This window comes from Xanthomonas sp. NCPPB 3200 (assembly GCF_056393585.1).
The window spans coordinates 4,320,151-4,338,113 of record NZ_CM150785.1 but is presented as its reverse complement, the minus strand read 5'-3'; the positions used below and the strand labels follow the sequence as shown (position 1 = coordinate 4,338,113).

Annotated in this window: 19 protein-coding genes and 1 pseudogene; 14 read left to right on the top strand and 6 right to left on the bottom strand. The window is 64.7% G+C overall.

What is annotated here, in order from left to right:
- Positions 1–62: 62 nt before the first annotated feature.
- Positions 63–500, top strand: a complete 438-nt coding sequence (yiaA, locus tag AC06DU_RS18755; RefSeq protein WP_046344757.1) for an inner membrane protein YiaA — start codon at positions 63–65, stop codon at positions 498–500.
- A 55-nt stretch (positions 501–555) separates the two neighbouring features.
- Here yiaA and AC06DU_RS18750 read toward each other — a convergent pair whose 3' ends face one another.
- The 6 genes from AC06DU_RS18750 to AC06DU_RS18725 all read right to left on the bottom strand — a co-directional run bounded on the left by AC06DU_RS18750 (position 556) and on the right by AC06DU_RS18725 (position 6,729).
- Positions 556–888, bottom strand: coding sequence for a hypothetical protein (locus AC06DU_RS18750; RefSeq protein WP_046344755.1), 333 nt, complete (start codon positions 886–888; stop codon positions 556–558).
- Between the two features lie 171 nt (positions 889–1,059).
- A complete protein-coding gene (locus AC06DU_RS18745; protein ID WP_016902823.1) occupies positions 1,060–1,557 on the bottom strand; it encodes a hypothetical protein in 498 nt (165 codons plus the stop codon).
- 88 nt (positions 1,558–1,645) lie between these two features.
- Positions 1,646–2,953, bottom strand: coding sequence for an APC family permease (locus tag AC06DU_RS18740; protein ID WP_024938862.1), 1,308 nt, complete (start codon positions 2,951–2,953; stop codon positions 1,646–1,648).
- Positions 2,950–3,726, bottom strand: a complete 777-nt coding sequence (locus AC06DU_RS18735) for a L,D-transpeptidase family protein (RefSeq protein ID WP_104555112.1) — start codon at positions 3,724–3,726, stop codon at positions 2,950–2,952. Before AC06DU_RS18735 ends, AC06DU_RS18740 begins: the two co-directional genes overlap by 4 nt.
- 496 nt (positions 3,727–4,222) lie before the next feature.
- Positions 4,223–5,320 (bottom strand): dipeptide epimerase, encoded by a 1,098-nt coding sequence (locus tag AC06DU_RS18730; protein ID WP_478203013.1) that lies wholly within the window; start codon positions 5,318–5,320, stop codon positions 4,223–4,225.
- Positions 5,317–6,729 (bottom strand): SH3 domain-containing protein, encoded by a 1,413-nt coding sequence (locus AC06DU_RS18725; protein ID WP_478203012.1) that lies wholly within the window; start codon positions 6,727–6,729, stop codon positions 5,317–5,319. The genes AC06DU_RS18730 and AC06DU_RS18725 overlap by 4 nt, the downstream gene beginning before the upstream one ends.
- A gap of 315 nt (positions 6,730–7,044) precedes the next feature.
- Between AC06DU_RS18725 and AC06DU_RS18720 the strand changes: the two genes are divergently transcribed.
- The 13 genes and pseudogenes from AC06DU_RS18720 to AC06DU_RS18660 form a co-directional block, all read left to right on the top strand.
- Positions 7,045–7,848 (top strand): N-acetylmuramoyl-L-alanine amidase, encoded by an 804-nt coding sequence (locus AC06DU_RS18720; protein ID WP_478203011.1) that lies wholly within the window; start codon positions 7,045–7,047, stop codon positions 7,846–7,848.
- A gap of 109 nt (positions 7,849–7,957) precedes the next feature.
- Positions 7,958–8,863, top strand: a complete 906-nt coding sequence (locus AC06DU_RS18715; protein WP_184458014.1) for a hypothetical protein — start codon at positions 7,958–7,960, stop codon at positions 8,861–8,863.
- A 401-nt stretch (positions 8,864–9,264) separates the two neighbouring features.
- Entirely contained in the window at positions 9,265–10,047 is a 783-nt protein-coding gene (locus AC06DU_RS18710) for a hypothetical protein (protein WP_478203010.1), read from the top strand.
- Positions 10,048–10,213: 166 nt separating this feature from the next.
- Complete coding sequence (locus AC06DU_RS18705; RefSeq protein ID WP_478203009.1) at positions 10,214–12,169, top strand: XVIPCD domain-containing protein; 1,956 nt, start codon at positions 10,214–10,216, stop codon at positions 12,167–12,169.
- Positions 12,170–12,505: 336 nt separating this feature from the next.
- Positions 12,506–13,156, top strand: coding sequence for a M15 family metallopeptidase (locus AC06DU_RS18700; protein WP_478203008.1), 651 nt, complete (start codon positions 12,506–12,508; stop codon positions 13,154–13,156).
- 79 nt (positions 13,157–13,235) lie between these two features.
- Complete coding sequence (locus AC06DU_RS18695; RefSeq protein ID WP_478203007.1) at positions 13,236–13,433, top strand: CPXCG motif-containing cysteine-rich protein; 198 nt, start codon at positions 13,236–13,238, stop codon at positions 13,431–13,433.
- A gap of 137 nt (positions 13,434–13,570) precedes the next feature.
- Positions 13,571–13,948: a hypothetical protein gene (locus tag AC06DU_RS18690; protein ID WP_024938866.1), complete on the top strand. Its 378-nt coding sequence runs from the start codon at positions 13,571–13,573 to the stop codon at positions 13,946–13,948.
- Between the two features lie 224 nt (positions 13,949–14,172).
- Complete coding sequence (locus AC06DU_RS18685; RefSeq protein ID WP_104541809.1) at positions 14,173–14,535, top strand: EF-hand domain-containing protein; 363 nt, start codon at positions 14,173–14,175, stop codon at positions 14,533–14,535.
- 255 nt (positions 14,536–14,790) lie between these two features.
- Positions 14,791–15,225: an EF-hand domain-containing protein gene (locus AC06DU_RS18680; RefSeq protein ID WP_478203006.1), complete on the top strand. Its 435-nt coding sequence runs from the start codon at positions 14,791–14,793 to the stop codon at positions 15,223–15,225.
- A 37-nt stretch (positions 15,226–15,262) separates the two neighbouring features.
- On the top strand, positions 15,263–16,021 hold the full coding sequence (locus tag AC06DU_RS18675; RefSeq protein WP_046344739.1) for an HAD family hydrolase: 759 nt from the start codon (positions 15,263–15,265) through the stop codon (positions 16,019–16,021).
- Between the two features lie 112 nt (positions 16,022–16,133).
- A complete protein-coding gene (locus AC06DU_RS18670; protein ID WP_478203005.1) occupies positions 16,134–16,721 on the top strand; it encodes a hypothetical protein in 588 nt (195 codons plus the stop codon).
- 160 nt (positions 16,722–16,881) lie between these two features.
- A complete protein-coding gene (locus AC06DU_RS18665) occupies positions 16,882–17,505 on the top strand; it encodes a hypothetical protein (protein ID WP_478203004.1) in 624 nt (207 codons plus the stop codon).
- Positions 17,506–17,629: 124 nt separating this feature from the next.
- Positions 17,630–17,784 (top strand): annotated as a pseudogene (locus AC06DU_RS18660) (beta-ketoacyl-[acyl-carrier-protein] synthase II); the annotation flags it as partial.
- Positions 17,785–17,963 lie beyond the last annotated feature (179 nt).

The following is a 17,963-nucleotide window of genomic DNA, read 5'->3' as shown; positions in this document are numbered from 1 at the left end:
ATCACTTTCTTTGTGAGACGTGTGCGTCCCACATTACTGCTTCACCATGAAAAGGAGTTTCCATGGCTGCCACGCAAAAAACGTCACCTGCTTTTATCGCCGCATCCTGGGCTGCATTGCTGCTGGGCGGCATTGCCTACCTGGTCGGGTTATGGAACGCGCAGATGATGCTCAATGAAAAAGGCTATTACTTCACGCTGCTGTTGTTTGGCCTGTTCGCATCGGTGTCGTTGCAGAAGAGTGTGCGTGACCGCGCAGATGGAATTCCGGTGACGGGCCTGTACTACGCGATCTGTTGGTTCTCGCTGGTCATCGCGCTGCTGCTCCTGGCAATCGGCTTGATCAACGCGACTTTATTGCTGAGCGAGAAAGGTTTCTACGCGATGGCCTACGCATTGAGCCTGTTCGGCGCAGTTGCGGTGCAAAAGAACACCCGCGATGCGATGGATGTCGCCAATGCATCGCATTACTCGCGCGCAGTACCGCCGCCACTGGACTGATGCACTACAGACAGATTGATACAACAACGCCACCTCGACGGTGGCGTTGTTGTCTTCAGGGCTTGGACTTGTTGTCGCCGGTCACAAGGTCTGTCGCATTTTCCCAGGCACGCTTGACGGCGTGACGGGCCTTGCTCCAGCTCAGGCCATTGGTGCCGCGGTTGGCTTCCCACTCGCGGTGCAATTCCGCTTCCACCTGATCGTAGGCGCGGGCGTTTTCGCGGATGCGCGCTTGGTGTCCTGCGAGATAGGCGCCCTCGTAATCTTCGTAGCGGTCACCTTCGGTGTAATACGATTCTTCGGTGAAGCGCTCGCGCCAATAATTGGATACGTTCTGGCTGCGGTCTTCGTCCGGTGCGCGGCCCGGAATCTGATACGGCACGTTCATGCTCGTCTCCGTGTTGAATGTGCGCCCTAACCTAGGCGGGCAGGTGTTAAATCCGTTGCCAGGATAGGTGAGGAGGGCATCAAGGCATGCTGCACTAGGTGACGCTCTCTGGTGCGCCCCTGCGGGACACGGTGCGCCGCGCCCAACGATTCAGCCGGTGGTCGGCGCGCGTCACGTGGCTGCCGATGCAGCTTCGTATGGTAGTGGCGTGGCACCGGCGGCACGCAGGCTGGCTTCGGCATGCTGCAGCGAGGGCTCGTCGGCGTCGATGATGACCAGGACGCGCCCTGCCTGGATTTCGTCCTCGAATTGGCGGCGGACCGGATCGGGGACGGTGGCGCCGATCAGTGCAGACGACCAGGTGCCGACCAGGGCGCCTGCCAGCGCCATGACGCCGGCACCGGCGATGGTGAGGCCGATCGGAGGCACGGCGATGGCAACCAGTCCGGCGACCAAGCCCGCAGCGCCCCCGGTGGCGGCGCCGCGCGCGGCAGCAGGGAGAAAATCCGTCTTGGCATCCTTGCGTTCATCGGGAATGCCTTCCAGCTCGATATCCGAACGGGCAATCAAGGACAGCGCATCGTTGTCGATGCCGGCGCTGCGTGCGGCCTGCATGACGCGTTGCGCACTTTCGATATCGGGCGTGCTGTAGACACGGCGCAGTTTCATCGCAAGCTCCCATGCAGGTGAGAACTGCAGCGTTGGACGGACACGGTTAGTCGTGCGTGATCGCTGTGCGAGCGTCCTGCGAAAACCGCTATGCAGACTTGCGCGGAAACAGGTAAATCAGCCAGCCCACCAGCAATGCCACCCCGGCGGCCGCCAGGTTCTGCCAGCTGGCGCTGGCCAGTAGGCCCAGCGACAGCAGCAGCGCTGCGATGGGAATGGCCGGCCCGCCAGGCAGGCGCAAGGTGTCGGTGCGTTGCCGGTAGCGACGCGCCAGCACGATCACTGCCGCAGCAGTGCCGATGTAGGCAAACAGCCGCGTGACCATCGACAGCAATGCCAGCTGCGTAAACGAGCCGGACACCGCCAGCGCCAGCGACAGCACGCCCTGGGTCAGCACCGCCGCAGCCGGGGTGTGGAAGCGCGGATGCACACGTGCCAGGAATGCGGGGCCGTAGCCATCCTGTGCCAGCGCGAACAGAAACCGCGGCCCGAGCATGACCGTATTGCTGGTGGTGCCGAGAATGGAAATGGTGGCACCCACGGTGAGGATCAGCGCCAGCGCTTCGCCACCGAAACGGCTTGCGGCATCGGCCAATGGCGTGGGCGAGGCGGCAAGATTGGGCAGCGTGCCCTGCGCGACGACCTGGACCGCGGCGTAGATCAAGGTGACGGTGACGATCATGGTGATCAGCGCAAACGGCACGTCGCGGCGTGGGTTGCGGTATTCGCCAGCGGCCGCAGGAATGTTTTCAAAGCCTGCATAGGCAAACAGCAGCAGCAAGGCCGCTTCGCCCAGATTGCCCAGGTCGCGCAGATCCGGCGTGGTGCCGGCAAAGGCCCACGACCAGTCCACGTAGAACAGGCCGATGGCCACGAACAGCAGCAACGGCACCAGCTTGCCGATCACTAGCGCGATGCCGGTACGCGCAGCCGATTTCACGCCGATCACGTTGATGGCGGTGAGCAGCCCGAGGGAACCGACGACCACCAGCAAGCGCGCCCAGTGATCGGTCGCCACGGTCGGCCAGAACCGCGCCACCGCATCGGCCAGGCCGTTGCTCAATGCCGCTGCCGAACTGATGCGCGTGAGCCAGATCATCCAGCCGATCTGAAAGCCGACAAACGGGCCGAACGCCTCACGCGTGTACAGGTAACTGCCGCCCGGCGTGTCGAAATAGCTGGCCGCCTGCGCGTAGCACAACACCAGCAACGCCACCGCCAGACCGGCCAGCATCACCGCCCACAGGCTCATCGGCCCCAGCAGTGCCGCGGTGGCCGCGGGCAGCAGATAGATGCCGCTGCCGATGACATCGTTGATCGACAAGCCAACGATCTGCCAGCGGCTGACCACGCGGACCAGGCCAGTGGAATCGGGTGCAGGAGCCGGGGTGGTCATCGTGCCGCCTCCTTCAATTCGGGCAACTGCCAGCGTGCTTGCAGGCGTGCGTATTCGGCGCGTGGCAATAGCACGAACAGCGGTTTGTCGTCGGGCTTCAACCAGGCCAGCAGGCGTTGCATATCGGCTGGCGCCATCGCGGTGCAGCCGGCGGTGAACTGGCCCGGCGTGCGCCACAGATGGGCGAAGATGCAGCTGCCGCGCCCGGGAACCGCATCGGGATTGTGGGCGATCACGAAGCCCTCGCTGTAACGCGCATCGCCGGGATGTTGCAGGTCCAGGCGCATCGGTTCGGTCGACCCGGCCACTGCAGCCTTACCGACCTGCGCGGCATCGACGATGCGGTTGTACAGCGGCGAATTCGGTACATCCATGCAGTAGTGGGTGGCGCTCATCGCCTGGTACGGCATGGCGCTGTCGATCTGCTGGGCGTAACCGAAGGCCGGGCCGATCGCGAATACACCGGCCGGGCTGCGGCCGTCGCCTTCGCGCTTCTGCGGGCCCTGTGCCTGCGCCGGATGCAAGCCATCGCCCCAGGCACTGCCATGCCGCCCGAGCGCGACTGCGAAGCCCGGTGCGGCCGGTTGCCAGTGGCCGTCCACACGGGTGAATGTCTGCAGGCGCGCCTGGGTGCTGTCCCAGTCCGGCGTGGTCACCACGATCAATGCGCGCGCTTGATTCAGGGCATCGATCGGCCCGGCAGCGACGGCAACGCTGCCGCAGCTCGCCAGCGCCAACAGCACAGCGGATCGAAACAAGGTGGCAAGGCGCATGCAGGCTCCGGGGGGAATGGGTCGAGCGGGGGACGAGTCTGGGGGCGATACATGGTTGACGGAGACAGTACGCTGCTTTGGTGCCGCGTTGGGCACACCATCATGTCGCTACTGTACTCAGCAATGTGGCCGTGTGCCGCATGCGCGCGCCTGGTTTGTGCGACTGCTTGGCCGGGCTTCGAGTGTGTTTTGTTGTTCTGGGAGAGTTGGCCTCTGTGGCTGGCTGGCTGCAGAGCGGCTGATCTGGGGCATGGTTGCAGGGCCCTTGCCCGCCTACCATCGCAGGACACGCCGCAAGTACATCCTTGTAGGCGCTTACGCGGCATCCATGCCGCGTAAGGTCCCCGCGACGGTGAGCGGGCAAGGACCTGTCGAGATGATCGGTGGGCATGGTGCAAGCAATGCACGAGGTTCGCTGTCCGGGTGACTGCGTGTGCAAAGAAGCGCTGACGGCGCCATGCCTGGGCCAATGCGGCCTGGAGACCCTACTGACGTTTTAAGCCGGCAAGAGCTCCAGCCCGTGGATGCGGCGGATGCCCAGGCCGGGCGAGTCGTCGATATGGATCTGGGCATCGTCGAAGTGCACGCCGCCCTCGGTGGGATCGAACTGCCCGAGCGCGGGCGCATCCAGATCCGCCAGGGTGATGTTGCCGGCCTTGGCCACCGCCAGATGCACTGCCGCAGCCACGCTGATGCTGGATTCGATCATGCAGCCGATCATGCAGGGCACGCCGTACAGGCCAGCGATATCGGCAATGCGGATTGCGTTGGATAGCCCGCCGGTCTTCATCAGTTTGATGTTGACGATATCGGCGGCACGGCGCTGGATGAGGTCGATCACCTGGACCGGCGAGAACACGCTTTCGTCTGCCATCACCGGCGTGTCGATCCGCGCGGTGACAAACGCCAGCCCGTCGATGTCCGCGGCCTTGACCGGCTGCTCCACCAGTTCCATCACGATGCCGGTGTGTTCCAGTGTACGCATGGTGCGTACTGCCTGTTTGGGCGTCCAGCCCTGGTTGGCATCCAGGCGCAGCGATGCGCGGCCAGCGACAGCGGCATGTATCGCGGTGATCCGCTCGAGGTCCGAGCCGCTGTCCTTGCCGACCTTGATCTTCAGTGACCGATAGCCGCGCGCAAGCGCGGATTGCGCCTGCGCCACCATTACGTCGATGCTATCGACGCTGATGGTGATGTCGGTGGTGATGCGCGGCATGCCACCGCCGAGCGCCCGGTAGAGCGGGGTGCCCAGGGCCTGCGCCCAGAGGTCGTAGAGCGCGATCTCCACCGCCGCCTTGGCACTGGTGTTGCGCTCCAGCGCGTGTTGCACCAGCGCGCATAGCCGGTTGAGATCGGCCACGTCCTGGCCGATCAACGTCGGCCCGATGCAATGCTGGATCGCAGCGATGATGGAGCCGTGCGTATCGCCGGTGATCGGGGCGGTGGCCGGCGCTGCGCCATAGCCGATGTGGCCGCTGTCGGTCTGCAGCAGCACCACCACATCCTCGATCGCCTGCACGGTACGCACTGCTGTCTTGAACGGGGTCTTCAATGGCACGCGCAGCATGCCGAGGCGGAAGCCGGTGATCTTCATGGCGAGTCAGTCGGTGCGATGCGTTGGATGCGGGTGATGTGGTCGACGAACGGTGTGCCGTCGCTGGCGAGCAGTGGCAGCAGCGGCGTCACCGACACACCGTTCAAGCGCGCGCGCTGCACGTTGCCGGCTGCGTCGCGATAACTGGCGCCGGCCACGTCATGGATCACCCATGGCGCACCGCGCTCGTGTCCGATCACCAGCATCACATGACCAGGGATGTAGATCAGGTCGCCGACCTGCAGCCGGGCAAGTTGTTGCAGGCGCTGCGGCAGTGCGGCCTGCGCCTGGAACGGAACGCCCAGCAGCGCAGGGCTGCGTGCCTGATCGCCGGTATTGCGCGGCAATGCGATGCCCAGGCTGCGATACACATCCAGCACGAAACCGCTGCAGTCGCGCGCATCGTAATCGTTGCCCCAGCCATAGCGTTCGCCGAGAAATTTGAACGCCTGCTGCAACAACGCTGCAGGTGTGGCCGGCAACGGGCCCACGCGCACCTCGGCGCCGCGTGGGATCAGTGCCGGCACCAGCTGCAAGCGACCATCGCTGTTGCGCAGCGGCAACTGCACGACATGGGCGGCCTGCGGCAACTGCCCGTTGACCGGCTGCTGCGGCGGCCAGTCGCGAAGCAGCGGCACGCTGGTGCCCATGTCCAGCGCCAGTGCGGAGATGGCGGGTACCTCCGGGATGTAGGCGCTTTGCACGCGTGCCCCGGTGACCACCAGCCGTGGGCGGCGTTGTGCATAGTCCAGCACCTCCTCACGCGTGCCCACGGCAAGCCGGTCGGCGGCGATCCAGGCCGCGTAGTTGGCCGCCAGCACAAAGTGCCATGCACCGTCGGCGCTGGTATGCAGCACCGCCACTGGTGTACCGGGGTAGAGCGCCGATTCCTGGAAGCGGTCGATATCATGGTCGTCGGTGGTGCTGAACACGCGTTGCGCGGTGGGGAAGGTGCGCAGTGCCGCGCGCTGCACCACCAGTGCAAACCGTGGCGTGACCTGCGCAGGCAGTGCATCCAGTGCCAGGGCGTGGCGCAGCGTCGCAAGGCGGGAGGCATCGATGCTGCGACCTTCGCTGTCGTACAGCGCACGCGTCGGCATGGCCGACAGCGCTTCGATGCGCGCGCGCACCTCGGCCGCCGGTAGCACTTCGGCCAGCTGCGACAGGTCATGCATGGAGCGATCGTCACGCAGCAAACGCGCATTGAAGCCGGCGATCTGTGCGGTAGTCATGTGCAGCGTCTGCGCGTTGCCAGTGCGCTGGATCCAGTAGTCGGCGGTCAGCTGCGCATCGCTGGCCGCCAACGGTGCCGTGTGCGGTATCGGAGTGGCAGGCGTTGCCGCAGCGGCATCCCAGGACAGTCCAGTGACCAGCAGCAACAACGTCAGCAGGCGGCGCGACAGTGGCATGAAGAGGGCTCTTGATGGGATACAGCGACTGGCGAGGCTCTGTGCGGGAAATCACTACGGCAAGCGCATGGTGGACCTGCGCCGACCGCGCCGGCCTTTAGTGTACGCATGCGTATTATCACGGGTGCGTGTCGCATGGGTGCAGCGGTGCTGTAAAGGTCTGTCGGTCTCTGCACACGTGCAGTCTGTCTGCCACCGGCCGCAGCCGCGTGCTGCACGCCATCGTCCGCACGGCAGATAATGGGTGCATCGCCTGCGCGGCCCATCAGGGTGCTGGTGCAGCGCAAGCCCTTGCCGTTTTGCCAGGAGAATCCGATGTCATCTGCTCCCACGCTGTCGCCATCGTCCTGGCTACGTGCCGCGCTGTGCCTGGTGGTGCTGTCACTGGGGGCGTGCGCGCATGCGCCGCAGCGCAACCCGCTGGCCCAGTGGGTGCCCTCGCCCAACTACGACGCGCGGCGGCCGATCCTGATCGTGCTGCACTTCACCGACCAGCAATCGGTGACGCAGAGCCTGGGCACGCTGCGCGGGCGCAATAGCGGCGGCCGGGTCAGTGCGCACTATCTGATCGGCGAGGATGGCGCGCGCTATCAACTGGTCAGCGACGACCAGCGCGCCTGGCATGGCGGCGCCGGGCGCTGGGGCACCATCACCGACATCAATTCCGCCTCGATCGGCATCGAACTGGACAACGACGGCAGCGAGCCGTTCGCGCCCGCCCAGATCGACAGCCTGCTGGTGCTGCTGGACGACCTGTGCACCCGCCTGCGCATTCCGCGCACGCAGATCGTCGGGCATGAAGACGTGGCCCCAACCCGCAAGAACGATCCCGGCCCGCTGTTTCCGTGGAAGCGCCTGGCCGACGCCGGCTTCGGCCGCTGGCCTGCCGCCGATGCCCCCGCCGCGCCGGCAGGCTTCGATCCCTGGCAGGCGCTTGCCCTGCTCGGCTACAGCGTCGACGATCCTGCTGCGACGCTGCAGGCATTTCATCATCACTACCGCGGCAGCGACGCCCGCACGCTGGATGCCGAGGATTTGCGCATCCTGCATGCGTTGACCCGACCAGCGCTGCGGCAATTGCAGCTTCCGTCGGTGCCCATCGAACCGGATGCGCCGTAGCGATCCAGCCTGCTCGTTTTCCGTCGCCCTGACGAACGCTGCGTGGACTGGATCCCGACCACATTCTTGGTAGCATCCGCTCGCCCAAACTCTTGAAGGACGTCGTGTGATGAGGCTAGGAAAGACTGCCCTGTGGGCCGCCACGATCCTGATGGTCGGCGGCTGCACCAAGACACCCGACGCAACGCCCGGAGACGTGCAGACACCGCCCTCGCAGAGCGCTCCTGCTGCTGCGCCAGCGGCGACGAGTCCTGCAACGGTCGACGCCGAGGTGCCGGCGCCCGGGCATGTGCTTGCCGATATCTATGGGATGAAGGGCGACGGATCGGAGTCGTACACCATCGACAACGGCGCCTTGGCCAGCTTCTGGTACGGCTACCGCTTCGACCTTGGCGGCAAGCAGTACTACACCGGCTTCGCCAACGCGGGCCCCGGCAAGTACGGCAAATCCGAGGAAGAGGACTCTCCGGACCCTGCCGTCGGCGTCAGCATCAGCCAGGCGACCTATGTGCTCGACGATGCCGGTGGCAAACCGGCATGGGTGCTGTTCCATGCCCAGCAATGGGCTGGCGATTTCGGCGGCAACGAGAAGGCCGACACGCTGGACCAGACGCGCAAGCCGCAGCGCACCGAGACCAAGGATGGCCACCTGGTGCTGGCGCTGCCGACCACGCGCTTCGCCAACGGCATCAGTAGCTTGGGTTTTGCGTTGTTTTCCTTCGATCCGAACAAGAACGACATGGGCGACTACAAGGGCTGGGTTTACCTGGGCACCGTGGCCACCGGCGAAGACAACAGCGCGGCCTGCGACGATGAGGGCACCATGAAGTGCGCGTCCAGCACCGGCACGCTGAGCTTCGAACCCGGCAGTGGATCGATGCCGACCCTGCGTGTGGCCATGAGCGGCACCGCCATTGCCGGCCCTGGCAAGGCCCGCAGCCTCGGCGCCGCCGACGTGGTCACCTATACCTACGACGCCACCAAGCACCAGTACACGCCGCCGCTGGATCGCTGAGCCTGCCCGCGTGCCGGTCTGTTGTGGGCCAGCACGTGACGCGGACTGGCCGGCACAGCAAGCTGGTTTCGGGGGCGGGAACTGGATAAGATTCGCCCACGGGGCCTGATGATCAGGCGAGTCATTCGCGAGCGGCAATGGATGCTGCACTCGCCCGAAATGCCGGAGTGGATCGCCGGCTTGCGGTTTGCCATGCGCGAATCGCCATCACCGCCCCTGCCTTGGGGCCGGATCGCACTCACCGTTGTTCTGTCCGAAGCCGCGTCTGCGACAGCTGCGTCTCTGCGGGTCGGGCCATGTCCGTTATGCGTAGCAGGGCGGCTTGCCGGATAACGCGGCATGGCGTGTCGGGATTGCGGTTGTGTTTCCGGCTTCTTCAATACATACAGGATGTTCTGCACATGTCCAACGACACTCAAGTTGCCGTCACGGTGGCACCGCCCTACCCGGGCAGCGTGCTGTACCTGATTTACGGCATGGATGGGGACGGCGCGCTCTCGTACGAGATCGATAACGGTGCTGTTGCCAGTTTCTGGCACGGCCAGCACTTCGATCTGGACGGCAAGCACTACTACACCGGTTTTGCCTACGCCACGCCCAACAAGTACGGCAATGACGAAGCCGAGACCTTTCCGGATCCGGGCGAAGGCGTGTCGATCAGCCAGGCCACGTTTCTGCTGACCGCGCCGGACAGCGAGCGGCCGTGGAGGCTATTCCACGCGCAACAGTACGTCGGCCGCTTCGGCGGCGACGAGCGCGCCGACGCGGTCGACGAAACGCGCAAGGCGCAGCGGCATATCCTGGACAACGGTCACTTGCTGTTGGCAGTGCCGACCTCCAGTTTCGGCAATGGCGTCACCAGCTTCGGCTTTGCGCTATTTACCTTCGATCCGGACAAGAACGACCTGGGCGGCTACCAGGGCTGGGTCTACCGGGGAACGCTTGCAGCCGGCGAAGACAACGAGCTCAGTAGCGACGAAGAGGGTAGCGTGGCGCACGTCTCCAGCCGCGGCACGCTGAGCTTCCAGCCGGTGCCCGGCGGGCGGATGCCGGCCATGCAGGTGGCGTTGCAGGGCACGGTTCTTTTCGGCCCTGGCCAGGTGCGCATGCTCGATGCATCCGATGCGGTGATTTACGTATACGACCAGGCGAGCGGGCAGTACCTGCCGAAAGAAGTCCAGTGAATCGGTCGGTGCGCCGCTCCACGGAGCGACGCGTCGGCAGCAGCAAGAACCCGCGACTTGCAACATCGAACAGGCTTGTTGACCGCACACCAATTAGCTCATGAACGAGCTCGGTTGACCTTGTCGGCGCCCAGCGCCGTATATCAACCTCAAGGAGTAACACGAGATGGCACGCGATTACACGAAAGCCGAGAACCTCGACATCATCGAGCGTGAGGCCAGGGAACGCCACATTCCAGTCGACGATTTCATGCGTTTCGCTTATGTCGAAACCGGCGGCAGGTTCGACGAGCAGGCCAGCCGTGGCCCGAACAGCGCCAAGGGCTTGTTCCAGTTCACTCCTGGTACTGCCGCGGCCTACGGCATCAGCGGCCGTGAACTGGATGCGGTGGCCAATACCGATGCCGCGGCGCGGTTATATCAGGACAATGCGAGGTCACTGACCCGCCAGCACGATAAAGACAATCGTCCGTACCTGTCCGGCAAGCCGCAGCCCGATGGGCTGGATATGTACATGGCGCACCAGCAGGGCGCTGCCGGCTATCGGTCGATCCAGAAGGCGGTTGCCGACGGCAGCTTCGCGCGCGGAGACACGCGCGCGAACATCATCAACAATGTGCCGCGCGAAAAGGATGCGGCCGGTGCCAAACAGTTCGAGGCTTACACCGGCAGCTCGCTGGCCGAGTTCAAGAAGATGTCCGATCAGGACATGGCCAAGACCTTTCTAAAGTACTGGGACACCAAGTTCGACCATATCGCCATCCCTGAAAAGGGCATCAAGCCGGTTGCCGAGGGCAAGTCCCAACAGCCGGTGGCGCCGGCCCGCGTGCAGTCGCATCCGGCTGCAGCGGCCGGGCAGGACGGTCAAGACGCAATCAAGCTCACCGCCGCGTATGAGATGGGCGTCAAGTACGACGATGTGAAGTACGCGATCAATATCAAGGGCCACAGGCTCTACCATCCCGGCGTGGACGGCAAGCACCTGGAACAGGGCTACATCGACTGCTCCGGCTGGGTCTCTGAGTTGCAGAACGCCACCATGCGGGAGATCAATCAGAAGGCCGGCCGCGACGTGTTCGGCCGCCAGGACATGCTGGTGCAAGGAATGACTGGCTCCGGTGGCATCGTCAAGAAGGCATTCGACAATTCCGGCGTGTTGCTACAAGGCCAGGACGTGTTCAAGCCCGGTGCGCTGAAGGAAGGCATGGTCATTGGCGTGGATGCCAGCCGGAATTCGGGGCATGACCACTGGAAGGGCATCGATCACATCCTGATGGTGGTGCGCGACCCCAAGAGCGGCGAGCTGCAGGTCAGCCAGTCCAGCGGCACGAAGGGCGTCAATACGATGCCTTTGGAAAAGTATCTGGCCGACAACCAGAACGCCAGGTTGTTTGCGTCCGATCCATTCGCCAAGGCGCGCGAGCTACTGCAGGACAGGCAACAGACACAGTCGCAGCATCAGGACCATCCAACGCGCACATCGTTGCGACCGGGCGAGCAAGGTGCGGATGTAAAGGCGATGCAGCAGGCCCTGATCGAACTCGGGATAAAAGACAACAGCGGCAAGTTGCTGTCCGGCACCGGCTATTACGGCGACAAGACCAAGGAAGTGGTGGCAAACCTGCAGCGCGAGAAGGGCATGGATCCGACGGGTATTGCCGATAAGGCCACGCTCGAAGCACTCGGCAAGCAACAGGGCCAGGTCAAGAATAGTGGCGAGGCCAAGCTCCCCGCTTCCGCCGCTGTCGAAGCGCAACGTCCAGTAGATCCTTTGCTCAAGCAGGCAATGGACCATCTTCAGAAGCATGGGCCGAACGGCGGCTTCAATAGTCGCGACGAAATGCAGCGTGCCGCTGGCCAAATCGCCTTCGAAGCCAAGGTCAGTGGGATGTCGCGTATCGACGAATTGGTGCCGAGCACCAATGGTAAGGGGTTGATTGCGGTAGAGCGCAATCCCAACAACCCGCTCGATGTGAATCGTGCCTACGTGGACAAGCAGCAGGCCGCATCGGTGCCGCTGGAGCAGAGTCAGCAACAGCTCACAGCCGAGACGCAGCGGCAGAACCAGGAGGATCAGCAGCGCACGCAGACCGCGCAGACGCAGTCGGGTCCTGCACGCTAGGCACCTCTCGTCAGGTTACGAATCTGTGCGACAGCAATCGCCAGTCCGGCATTCGACCGGACTGGCGATTGCGCAGGAGCGGGGATAGTGCGTTGATGTATAGGTGGCGAGCGCCGCGATCCGGTCTGTCCATCCCGAGCCGTTGTTCGTCAAGCGAGCCACGTGCTTTGCCTGTTCGAGCGCTTCTGTGCAGGCAGCTTGCTTGTGGTGGCTTATGCTTGGCGCATGACGCAAGCACGATCCCCGGTAAATCTCGTATGGCACCACGTCGCATGCACCCTGCAGCGCATCGGGTGGCAGGTGTCTGCGCTGGTTCTTCTGTGCGCAGGCCTCAACGTGCAAGCGGCTCCCATCCTCTCGCCGGCAACAACCGCCGCACAAGCCGGTCTGGTCAATGTGCACGGCCTTGCGCCGGAGATTGCGGTGGACATGCGTTATGCGAGCAGCAACAACTTCACCGGGCGCGTGGTGCCGGGGTATGAGGCGCCCACGTGCTATTTGCTGCGTCCGGCGGCGGAGGCGCTGGCACGGGTGGCGCGGTCCCTCAAGTCCCAGGGATATCGACTGCAGGTGTTCGACTGCTACCGGCCGGTGCGGGCGGTGCAGGCGTTCGTGGCCTGGGCTGCGGATCTGCAGGATCAGTCGACCAAGGCGCAGTACTACCCCCGTGTGGACAAGCGCGCGCTGTTGGGCGACTACATTGCCGAGACTTCGGGGCATAGCCGTGGCGCGACGCTGGACCTGGGCCTGCTCGATTGCCGGCAGGGCCTATGCCAGCCGGTGGCGATGGGCACCGACTTCGATTTCTTCGATGCGCGTGCGCATACCGATGCGCGCGACATCAGCCCCGCCCAGCGTGCCCACCGCCAGCAGCTGTTGCGTGCCATGGCGGCGGAGGGATTTGCCAACTATCCGATGGAGTGGTGGCATTTCACCTTCCGCCCCGAGCCGATGCCGGATACCGCGTTCGATGTGCCGGTCAACTGAGCAACCGCGCCGCAGGCGGTGACTCGGCCACCGGCCTGTCCATGTTGTGCATCACCCCAAATCGCTGCAAGGAATTGCCATGTCCGACCCGGAACGTTTTATCGATATCGCCTGCCCGTATTGCGGGGAGTGGATCACCCTGACGCTGGATCTGACCGGCGGCGACCAGCACTACATCGAAGATTGCCAGGTGTGCTGCAAGCCGATCTTGGTCAGCGTGCAGTGGGATGAGGAAGGCGAGGCGCAGGTGAGTGCGCGCGGGCAGGACGATGCGTGAGCGCGGCGTGCCGCGACATTGGACAATCGATGCGGCCGACCGATCCGCGTGCGCGTAAGCGCTCGCGCTTGCTGCCTGGGCCGGGATCCATCACCCGCAACCGCTAGACTGATGCGCTTGCTGCCTGGATCGTCACGATGAATCTGCCCCTGCACTTCGGTCTGCTCGGTTCGCTGGAGGCTGGCCTGATCGCGTTGGTGCTGGGTGTGCTGGTCTTCGCCGGGGTCGAGCATATCGGCCGGCGTGTGCACTTCACCCACGGGCACACGCTGGGTATTGCCTGTCTGCTCGCTGTCGCCATCGGCGGCGGCTACGACATCTGGAATCTCGTCTACACCAGCATCGTGCGGCTGGAGTCGCCGCTGTACGCGCGCCTGGCACTGGCCAAGATCCACGATCCCAACGAATTGGGATCGCGGGTGATCCTGGAAGTGGCCGGGGCGATCGCCGGTGTGGTGCTTGGTTGGAAACTGTTCAGCTCCGGAAGTTGGGATGACGAGGCACCGAATGCGTAAATTTACGTTATGAAATGGGGCACGGTTCGCATATTTCGGTGCATTGAATGAGCTGCTTCTGTTTGGCTCACCGATGTCTAACAGATGGCTAGGCGCAAACGTCCGACGCGTGGTTAAGAGGATGTTTTGCGGGAAATTGCGGCAGGTTTTGCGTTCATTCGGGCTGGGTAAGGTGGGGCCATGTGCGGCGACACCGCGCATTCCCAAGCCAAGGAGACCACCCAATGAAGAATCGCAACCGCACCTCGCTGCTCGCCGCCACCGCCGCTCTTGCCGCCGCCCTGGCGCTGCCGGCGATGGCGCAGAGTACGCAGCAGGATGCCGCCGCGACGTCGGCCCAGTCGGGAAGCTCTGCCACGAACGCGGCACAGCCTGCGCAGTCCGGCGGCGGGCAGACCTGGGCGAGCGTCGACACCGATAGCGACGGCGCCATCAGCACACAGGAGGCCCAGGTCAATGCCGGGCTCGCGCAGATCTTCAATGACGCCGATTCCGACAAGAACGGCAAGCTGACCCCGGACGAATACAAGGCGTTTGTCGCCAAGCAGCAGGGCGGCGCAGCGGGAAGTGGGTCGCAAGGCAACTGAGGTAGTAGGTCGCAAGGTAGTGAGTTCGTTTGCTGACGTGTTTTTTCGACATCAGGAGGCAGCTTTCGCAATTGCAGTCATTTGAGCAGTTGTTGTCGTTTGATCCGTGGCATCGCTTCGTGGATGCCCGTGATCGGCAAGTAGCAGCATGACCACGTAACAGGATGGACACGCGGGAGCGATCTGCCAGGGTCGCTCCCGTTTTCTTTACGTGTACCGCGCTAGATTGCCCGCTCGTCCCTTCGGCACACTCTCATGCTGCTGCGTATCGCCATGCTGGTCGGCCTGTCGAGTCCACTGCGGGCGCTCGCGGCGCCGCCGGAGTTGCCACCGGCCAACCCGCCGCGTGGGACCTCCACCACAGGGCCGGCAACACCGGCGATGGCGCCGTTGCCGATCGACCCACCACCGCCTGCCACAACACCCTTACTTCCGGTCGATGCTGCAGCGCCATCGGCTGCCAAAGGCGGTGCGGAGGCCGCACTGGCGCCGCAGGCCGGCACGTTGGCACCACGGACCTTCCGCAGCCTGGACAGCGACGCCGACGGCTCATTGACGGTGGCCGAAGCCGGCGCCGACCCCGTCCTGCGCGAGAATTTTGCCGGCTTCGACAGCAATGGTGATGGGCGCCTGTCGCGCGACGAATTCGCCAGCTACCAGCCCGGTCCAGGCGACGCCGCGGGGGATTGACCGCGGCAGCGCTCCAGTGCGCTGCTAAACTGGCGCGATGACCTCTTCTGCACAGCGCGACGGCCAGGCGATCCAACTGGTCGGCTTCGACGGCGACGATACCCTCTGGAAAAGCGAGGACTATTACCGCACTGCCGAAGCGGATTTCGAAGCGATCCTGGCCGATTACCTGGATCTGGGCGACAGCCGCATGCAGCAGCACCTGCTGGCGGTGGAGCGGCGCAATCTCAAGGTATTCGGCTATGGCGCCAAGGGCATGACGCTGTCGATGATCGAGACGGCGATCGAACTGACGCAGGCGCGCATCGCCGCACGCGACATCCAGCGCATCGTCGAGATCGGCCGTGCCACGCTGCAGCATCCGGTGGAGGTGATTGCCGGCGTGCGTGAGGCGGTCAGCGCAATTGCCGCCGACTATGCGGTGGTGCTGATCACCAAGGGCGACCTGTTCCATCAGGAGCAGAAGATCGAGCAATCCGGTCTGGCCGATCTGTTTCCGCGCGTGGAGGTGGTGTCCGAGAAGGATCCCCAGACCTATGCGCGCGTGCTGGGCGAGTTCGACCTGCCGGCGCAGCGCTTTGTGATGATCGGCAATTCCTTGCGCTCGGACGTGGAGCCGGTGCTGGCCATCGGCGGCTGGGGGATCTACACCCCGTACGCGGTGACCTGGGCGCACGAGCAGGAGCACGGCGTGGCCGCCGACGAGCCGCGCATGCGCGAAGTGCCCGACGCTGCCGGCTGGCCGGCGGCGGTGCATGCGCTGGATGCAGTGGCCCGGCAGCACGCGCTAAGCTGAGCTCCGTCGCGGCCAGCGCCGCGACCTGGATCTGCCGGCGCAACCAGCGGCGCCCAGCAACAGGACGTTTCCGGTCAGGCGTGCATGCCTGGCCGACTAGGAGGGATCACCGATGCGCATGTTGTCGTTTACCTGCCGTGTCAGCCTGGCCGTATTGCTGGGTCTGTCAGGCGGCGCGCCGTCACTGACGGCTGCCGAGCTCGAGGAAGAAGTCATCAACCCGAGCGAAGTGATCTTTCGCGACGGTCAGCCTTACTACGACGATGGCGGCAACTATGTCCGCCTGCGTACGCGTCGGGAAGCGGGAGAGCTGGTGTATTTCCGCATGGTGCGCTTCGACCGCGAGCAGGGCTATGTGGATGCCCAGGGCCAGAGCATTGCGACCTTGCAGACCCGGCCGGACCGGCGTGAGCGCAGCAGCGTATTTGCTGCCGACGGATATTCGGGCGAGCGCTACGGCCCATACGGCGGCGACGCCCGCGGATACCTCGGGTTTGGCGCCGGGCTGCGGCTGGGCGCGTCGCGCAACCGCCCCTACGGCCAGATCTATTACGGCAATGGTCTGTACGGTCCGGACCCTTACAGCAGCCCGCACAATCGCGATGCGCGGCAGCGTTACATCGGCCCGGGCTATGTGGGTGCCTGCGATCTCAGCGGCTGCCGCGAAGTGCACTACGGCGGCTTTTACGATCTGCGCTGAGCGCGGCCGGCGCCGCTGTGCGTGCGCCAGACATGCGAATGCTCGTGGCGGTCCGGCGTCGTGCATCCGTTCCGACTCGGGGCATCCCATACGGCTGGCGCGCTGACGGCGCGCCGCCTGTGTCGGTGGCGCAAGCGCTCGGCCTGACAGCGACGCAGGCATGCGGCATCATCGGCGCATGCCTTCTTTGCCCACCTCGCTGTTGCGATCCCTGCCGCTGCTGAGTGCGCTGCTGCTGCCGATGCTGGCAGTTGCGCAGACGTTGCCTGCACCCGCATCCGCGCCTGCCGCTGCGGCACCGGCTGTTGCGCCGGCAGTGACGCCGGGCACCGGCGATGCCTGGGTGGACCAGCATCTGGCCGACATGGGCAGCTACGCACAGCGCTACCCGGACAGCTTCATCGGCGAAGTTGCGCGCTACACCGGCACCCCGCGCGGCTATGTGCAGGCATTGTTGCAGGTGCATGGCTGGCACGCCGGCGACATCTATTTCGCCTGTTTCTGGGCACAGACGCTGCAGTTGTCCTGCCGCGACACCGTGCGCGCCTACAGTCGCGACCATCATGACGGCTGGGAGGGCGTGATCACGCGGCTGTCGGTCACGCCGGAGACCGTGCATATGCGCGCGCTGCGGCACGCCATCGTCGCCAGTTACGACCGCTGGGAACGTCCGATCACCCTGGACGCATTGCTGCGCCGCCAGCTCGGCGATCACGCGCAACGGCTGGAAGCCGCGCGCCAGGCCAGCGAGGCGGCCGAGGCAGCGGCCCAGGCCGGGCTTTAGAACGACCGGCAAACCGACGGCGTAGCCACCAGGCGAGCGCGACGGTGCTAGGAACCGGCGGGTAGCACTCGTGCGCTGCGTTTACTGCGCGCCGTCCACGCACATCCGGTGGCTGCCGGCTCAAGGTGGTGTTGGCTACTGGCGCGGCAGCGTGCTATTCGGCGTCAACTCGCTGCAGTAGTGGCACCGGAGCCGTGCCGGCCGTTCGATGCGCGCCGGGTCGGCCTGAGCCTGGGCGAGGCTGGCGGCCTCTCGCGCTTGTTGGCCATCCCCGGAGCGACCAGCCAGATGACTGCGCTCCCGGCCACACAGGCGCAGCCGGCAGTAGGACCGACATGGACCACGCCGTGCGCTGGGGTTCCAAGCTTGTGCGCCATCCGCATCCAGCGGACGACTGCTCGCCACGGATCGCCAGCCGCCACTCGATGCGTTTCACGCCTGGTGGGAACCTGCGCAGC

Bases quoted from the DNA above. Each gene is read 5' to 3' on its own strand.
- yiaA (WP_046344757.1), top strand. From the start codon at position 63: ATGGCTGCCACGCAAAAAACGTCACCTGCTTTTATCGCCGCATCCTGG.
- AC06DU_RS18750 (WP_046344755.1), bottom strand. From the start codon at position 888: ATGAACGTGCCGTATCAGATTCCGGGCCGCGCACCGGACGAAGACCGC.
- AC06DU_RS18745 (WP_016902823.1), bottom strand. From the start codon at position 1,557: ATGAAACTGCGCCGTGTCTACAGCACGCCCGATATCGAAAGTGCGCAA.
- AC06DU_RS18740 (WP_024938862.1), bottom strand. From the start codon at position 2,953: ATGACCACCCCGGCTCCTGCACCCGATTCCACTGGCCTGGTCCGCGTG.
- AC06DU_RS18735 (WP_104555112.1), bottom strand. From the start codon at position 3,726: ATGCGCCTTGCCACCTTGTTTCGATCCGCTGTGCTGTTGGCGCTGGCG.
- AC06DU_RS18730 (WP_478203013.1), bottom strand. From the start codon at position 5,320: ATGAAGATCACCGGCTTCCGCCTCGGCATGCTGCGCGTGCCATTGAAG.
- AC06DU_RS18725 (WP_478203012.1), bottom strand. From the start codon at position 6,729: ATGCCACTGTCGCGCCGCCTGCTGACGTTGTTGCTGCTGGTCACTGGA.
- AC06DU_RS18720 (WP_478203011.1), top strand. From the start codon at position 7,045: ATGTCATCTGCTCCCACGCTGTCGCCATCGTCCTGGCTACGTGCCGCG.
- AC06DU_RS18715 (WP_184458014.1), top strand. From the start codon at position 7,958: ATGAGGCTAGGAAAGACTGCCCTGTGGGCCGCCACGATCCTGATGGTC.
- AC06DU_RS18710 (WP_478203010.1), top strand. From the start codon at position 9,265: ATGTCCAACGACACTCAAGTTGCCGTCACGGTGGCACCGCCCTACCCG.
- AC06DU_RS18705 (WP_478203009.1), top strand. From the start codon at position 10,214: ATGGCACGCGATTACACGAAAGCCGAGAACCTCGACATCATCGAGCGT.
- AC06DU_RS18695 (WP_478203007.1), top strand. From the start codon at position 13,236: ATGTCCGACCCGGAACGTTTTATCGATATCGCCTGCCCGTATTGCGGG.
- AC06DU_RS18690 (WP_024938866.1), top strand. From the start codon at position 13,571: ATGAATCTGCCCCTGCACTTCGGTCTGCTCGGTTCGCTGGAGGCTGGC.
- AC06DU_RS18685 (WP_104541809.1), top strand. From the start codon at position 14,173: ATGAAGAATCGCAACCGCACCTCGCTGCTCGCCGCCACCGCCGCTCTT.
- AC06DU_RS18680 (WP_478203006.1), top strand. From the start codon at position 14,791: ATGCTGCTGCGTATCGCCATGCTGGTCGGCCTGTCGAGTCCACTGCGG.
- AC06DU_RS18675 (WP_046344739.1), top strand. From the start codon at position 15,263: ATGACCTCTTCTGCACAGCGCGACGGCCAGGCGATCCAACTGGTCGGC.
- AC06DU_RS18670 (WP_478203005.1), top strand. From the start codon at position 16,134: ATGCGCATGTTGTCGTTTACCTGCCGTGTCAGCCTGGCCGTATTGCTG.
- AC06DU_RS18665 (WP_478203004.1), top strand. From the start codon at position 16,882: ATGCGGCATCATCGGCGCATGCCTTCTTTGCCCACCTCGCTGTTGCGA.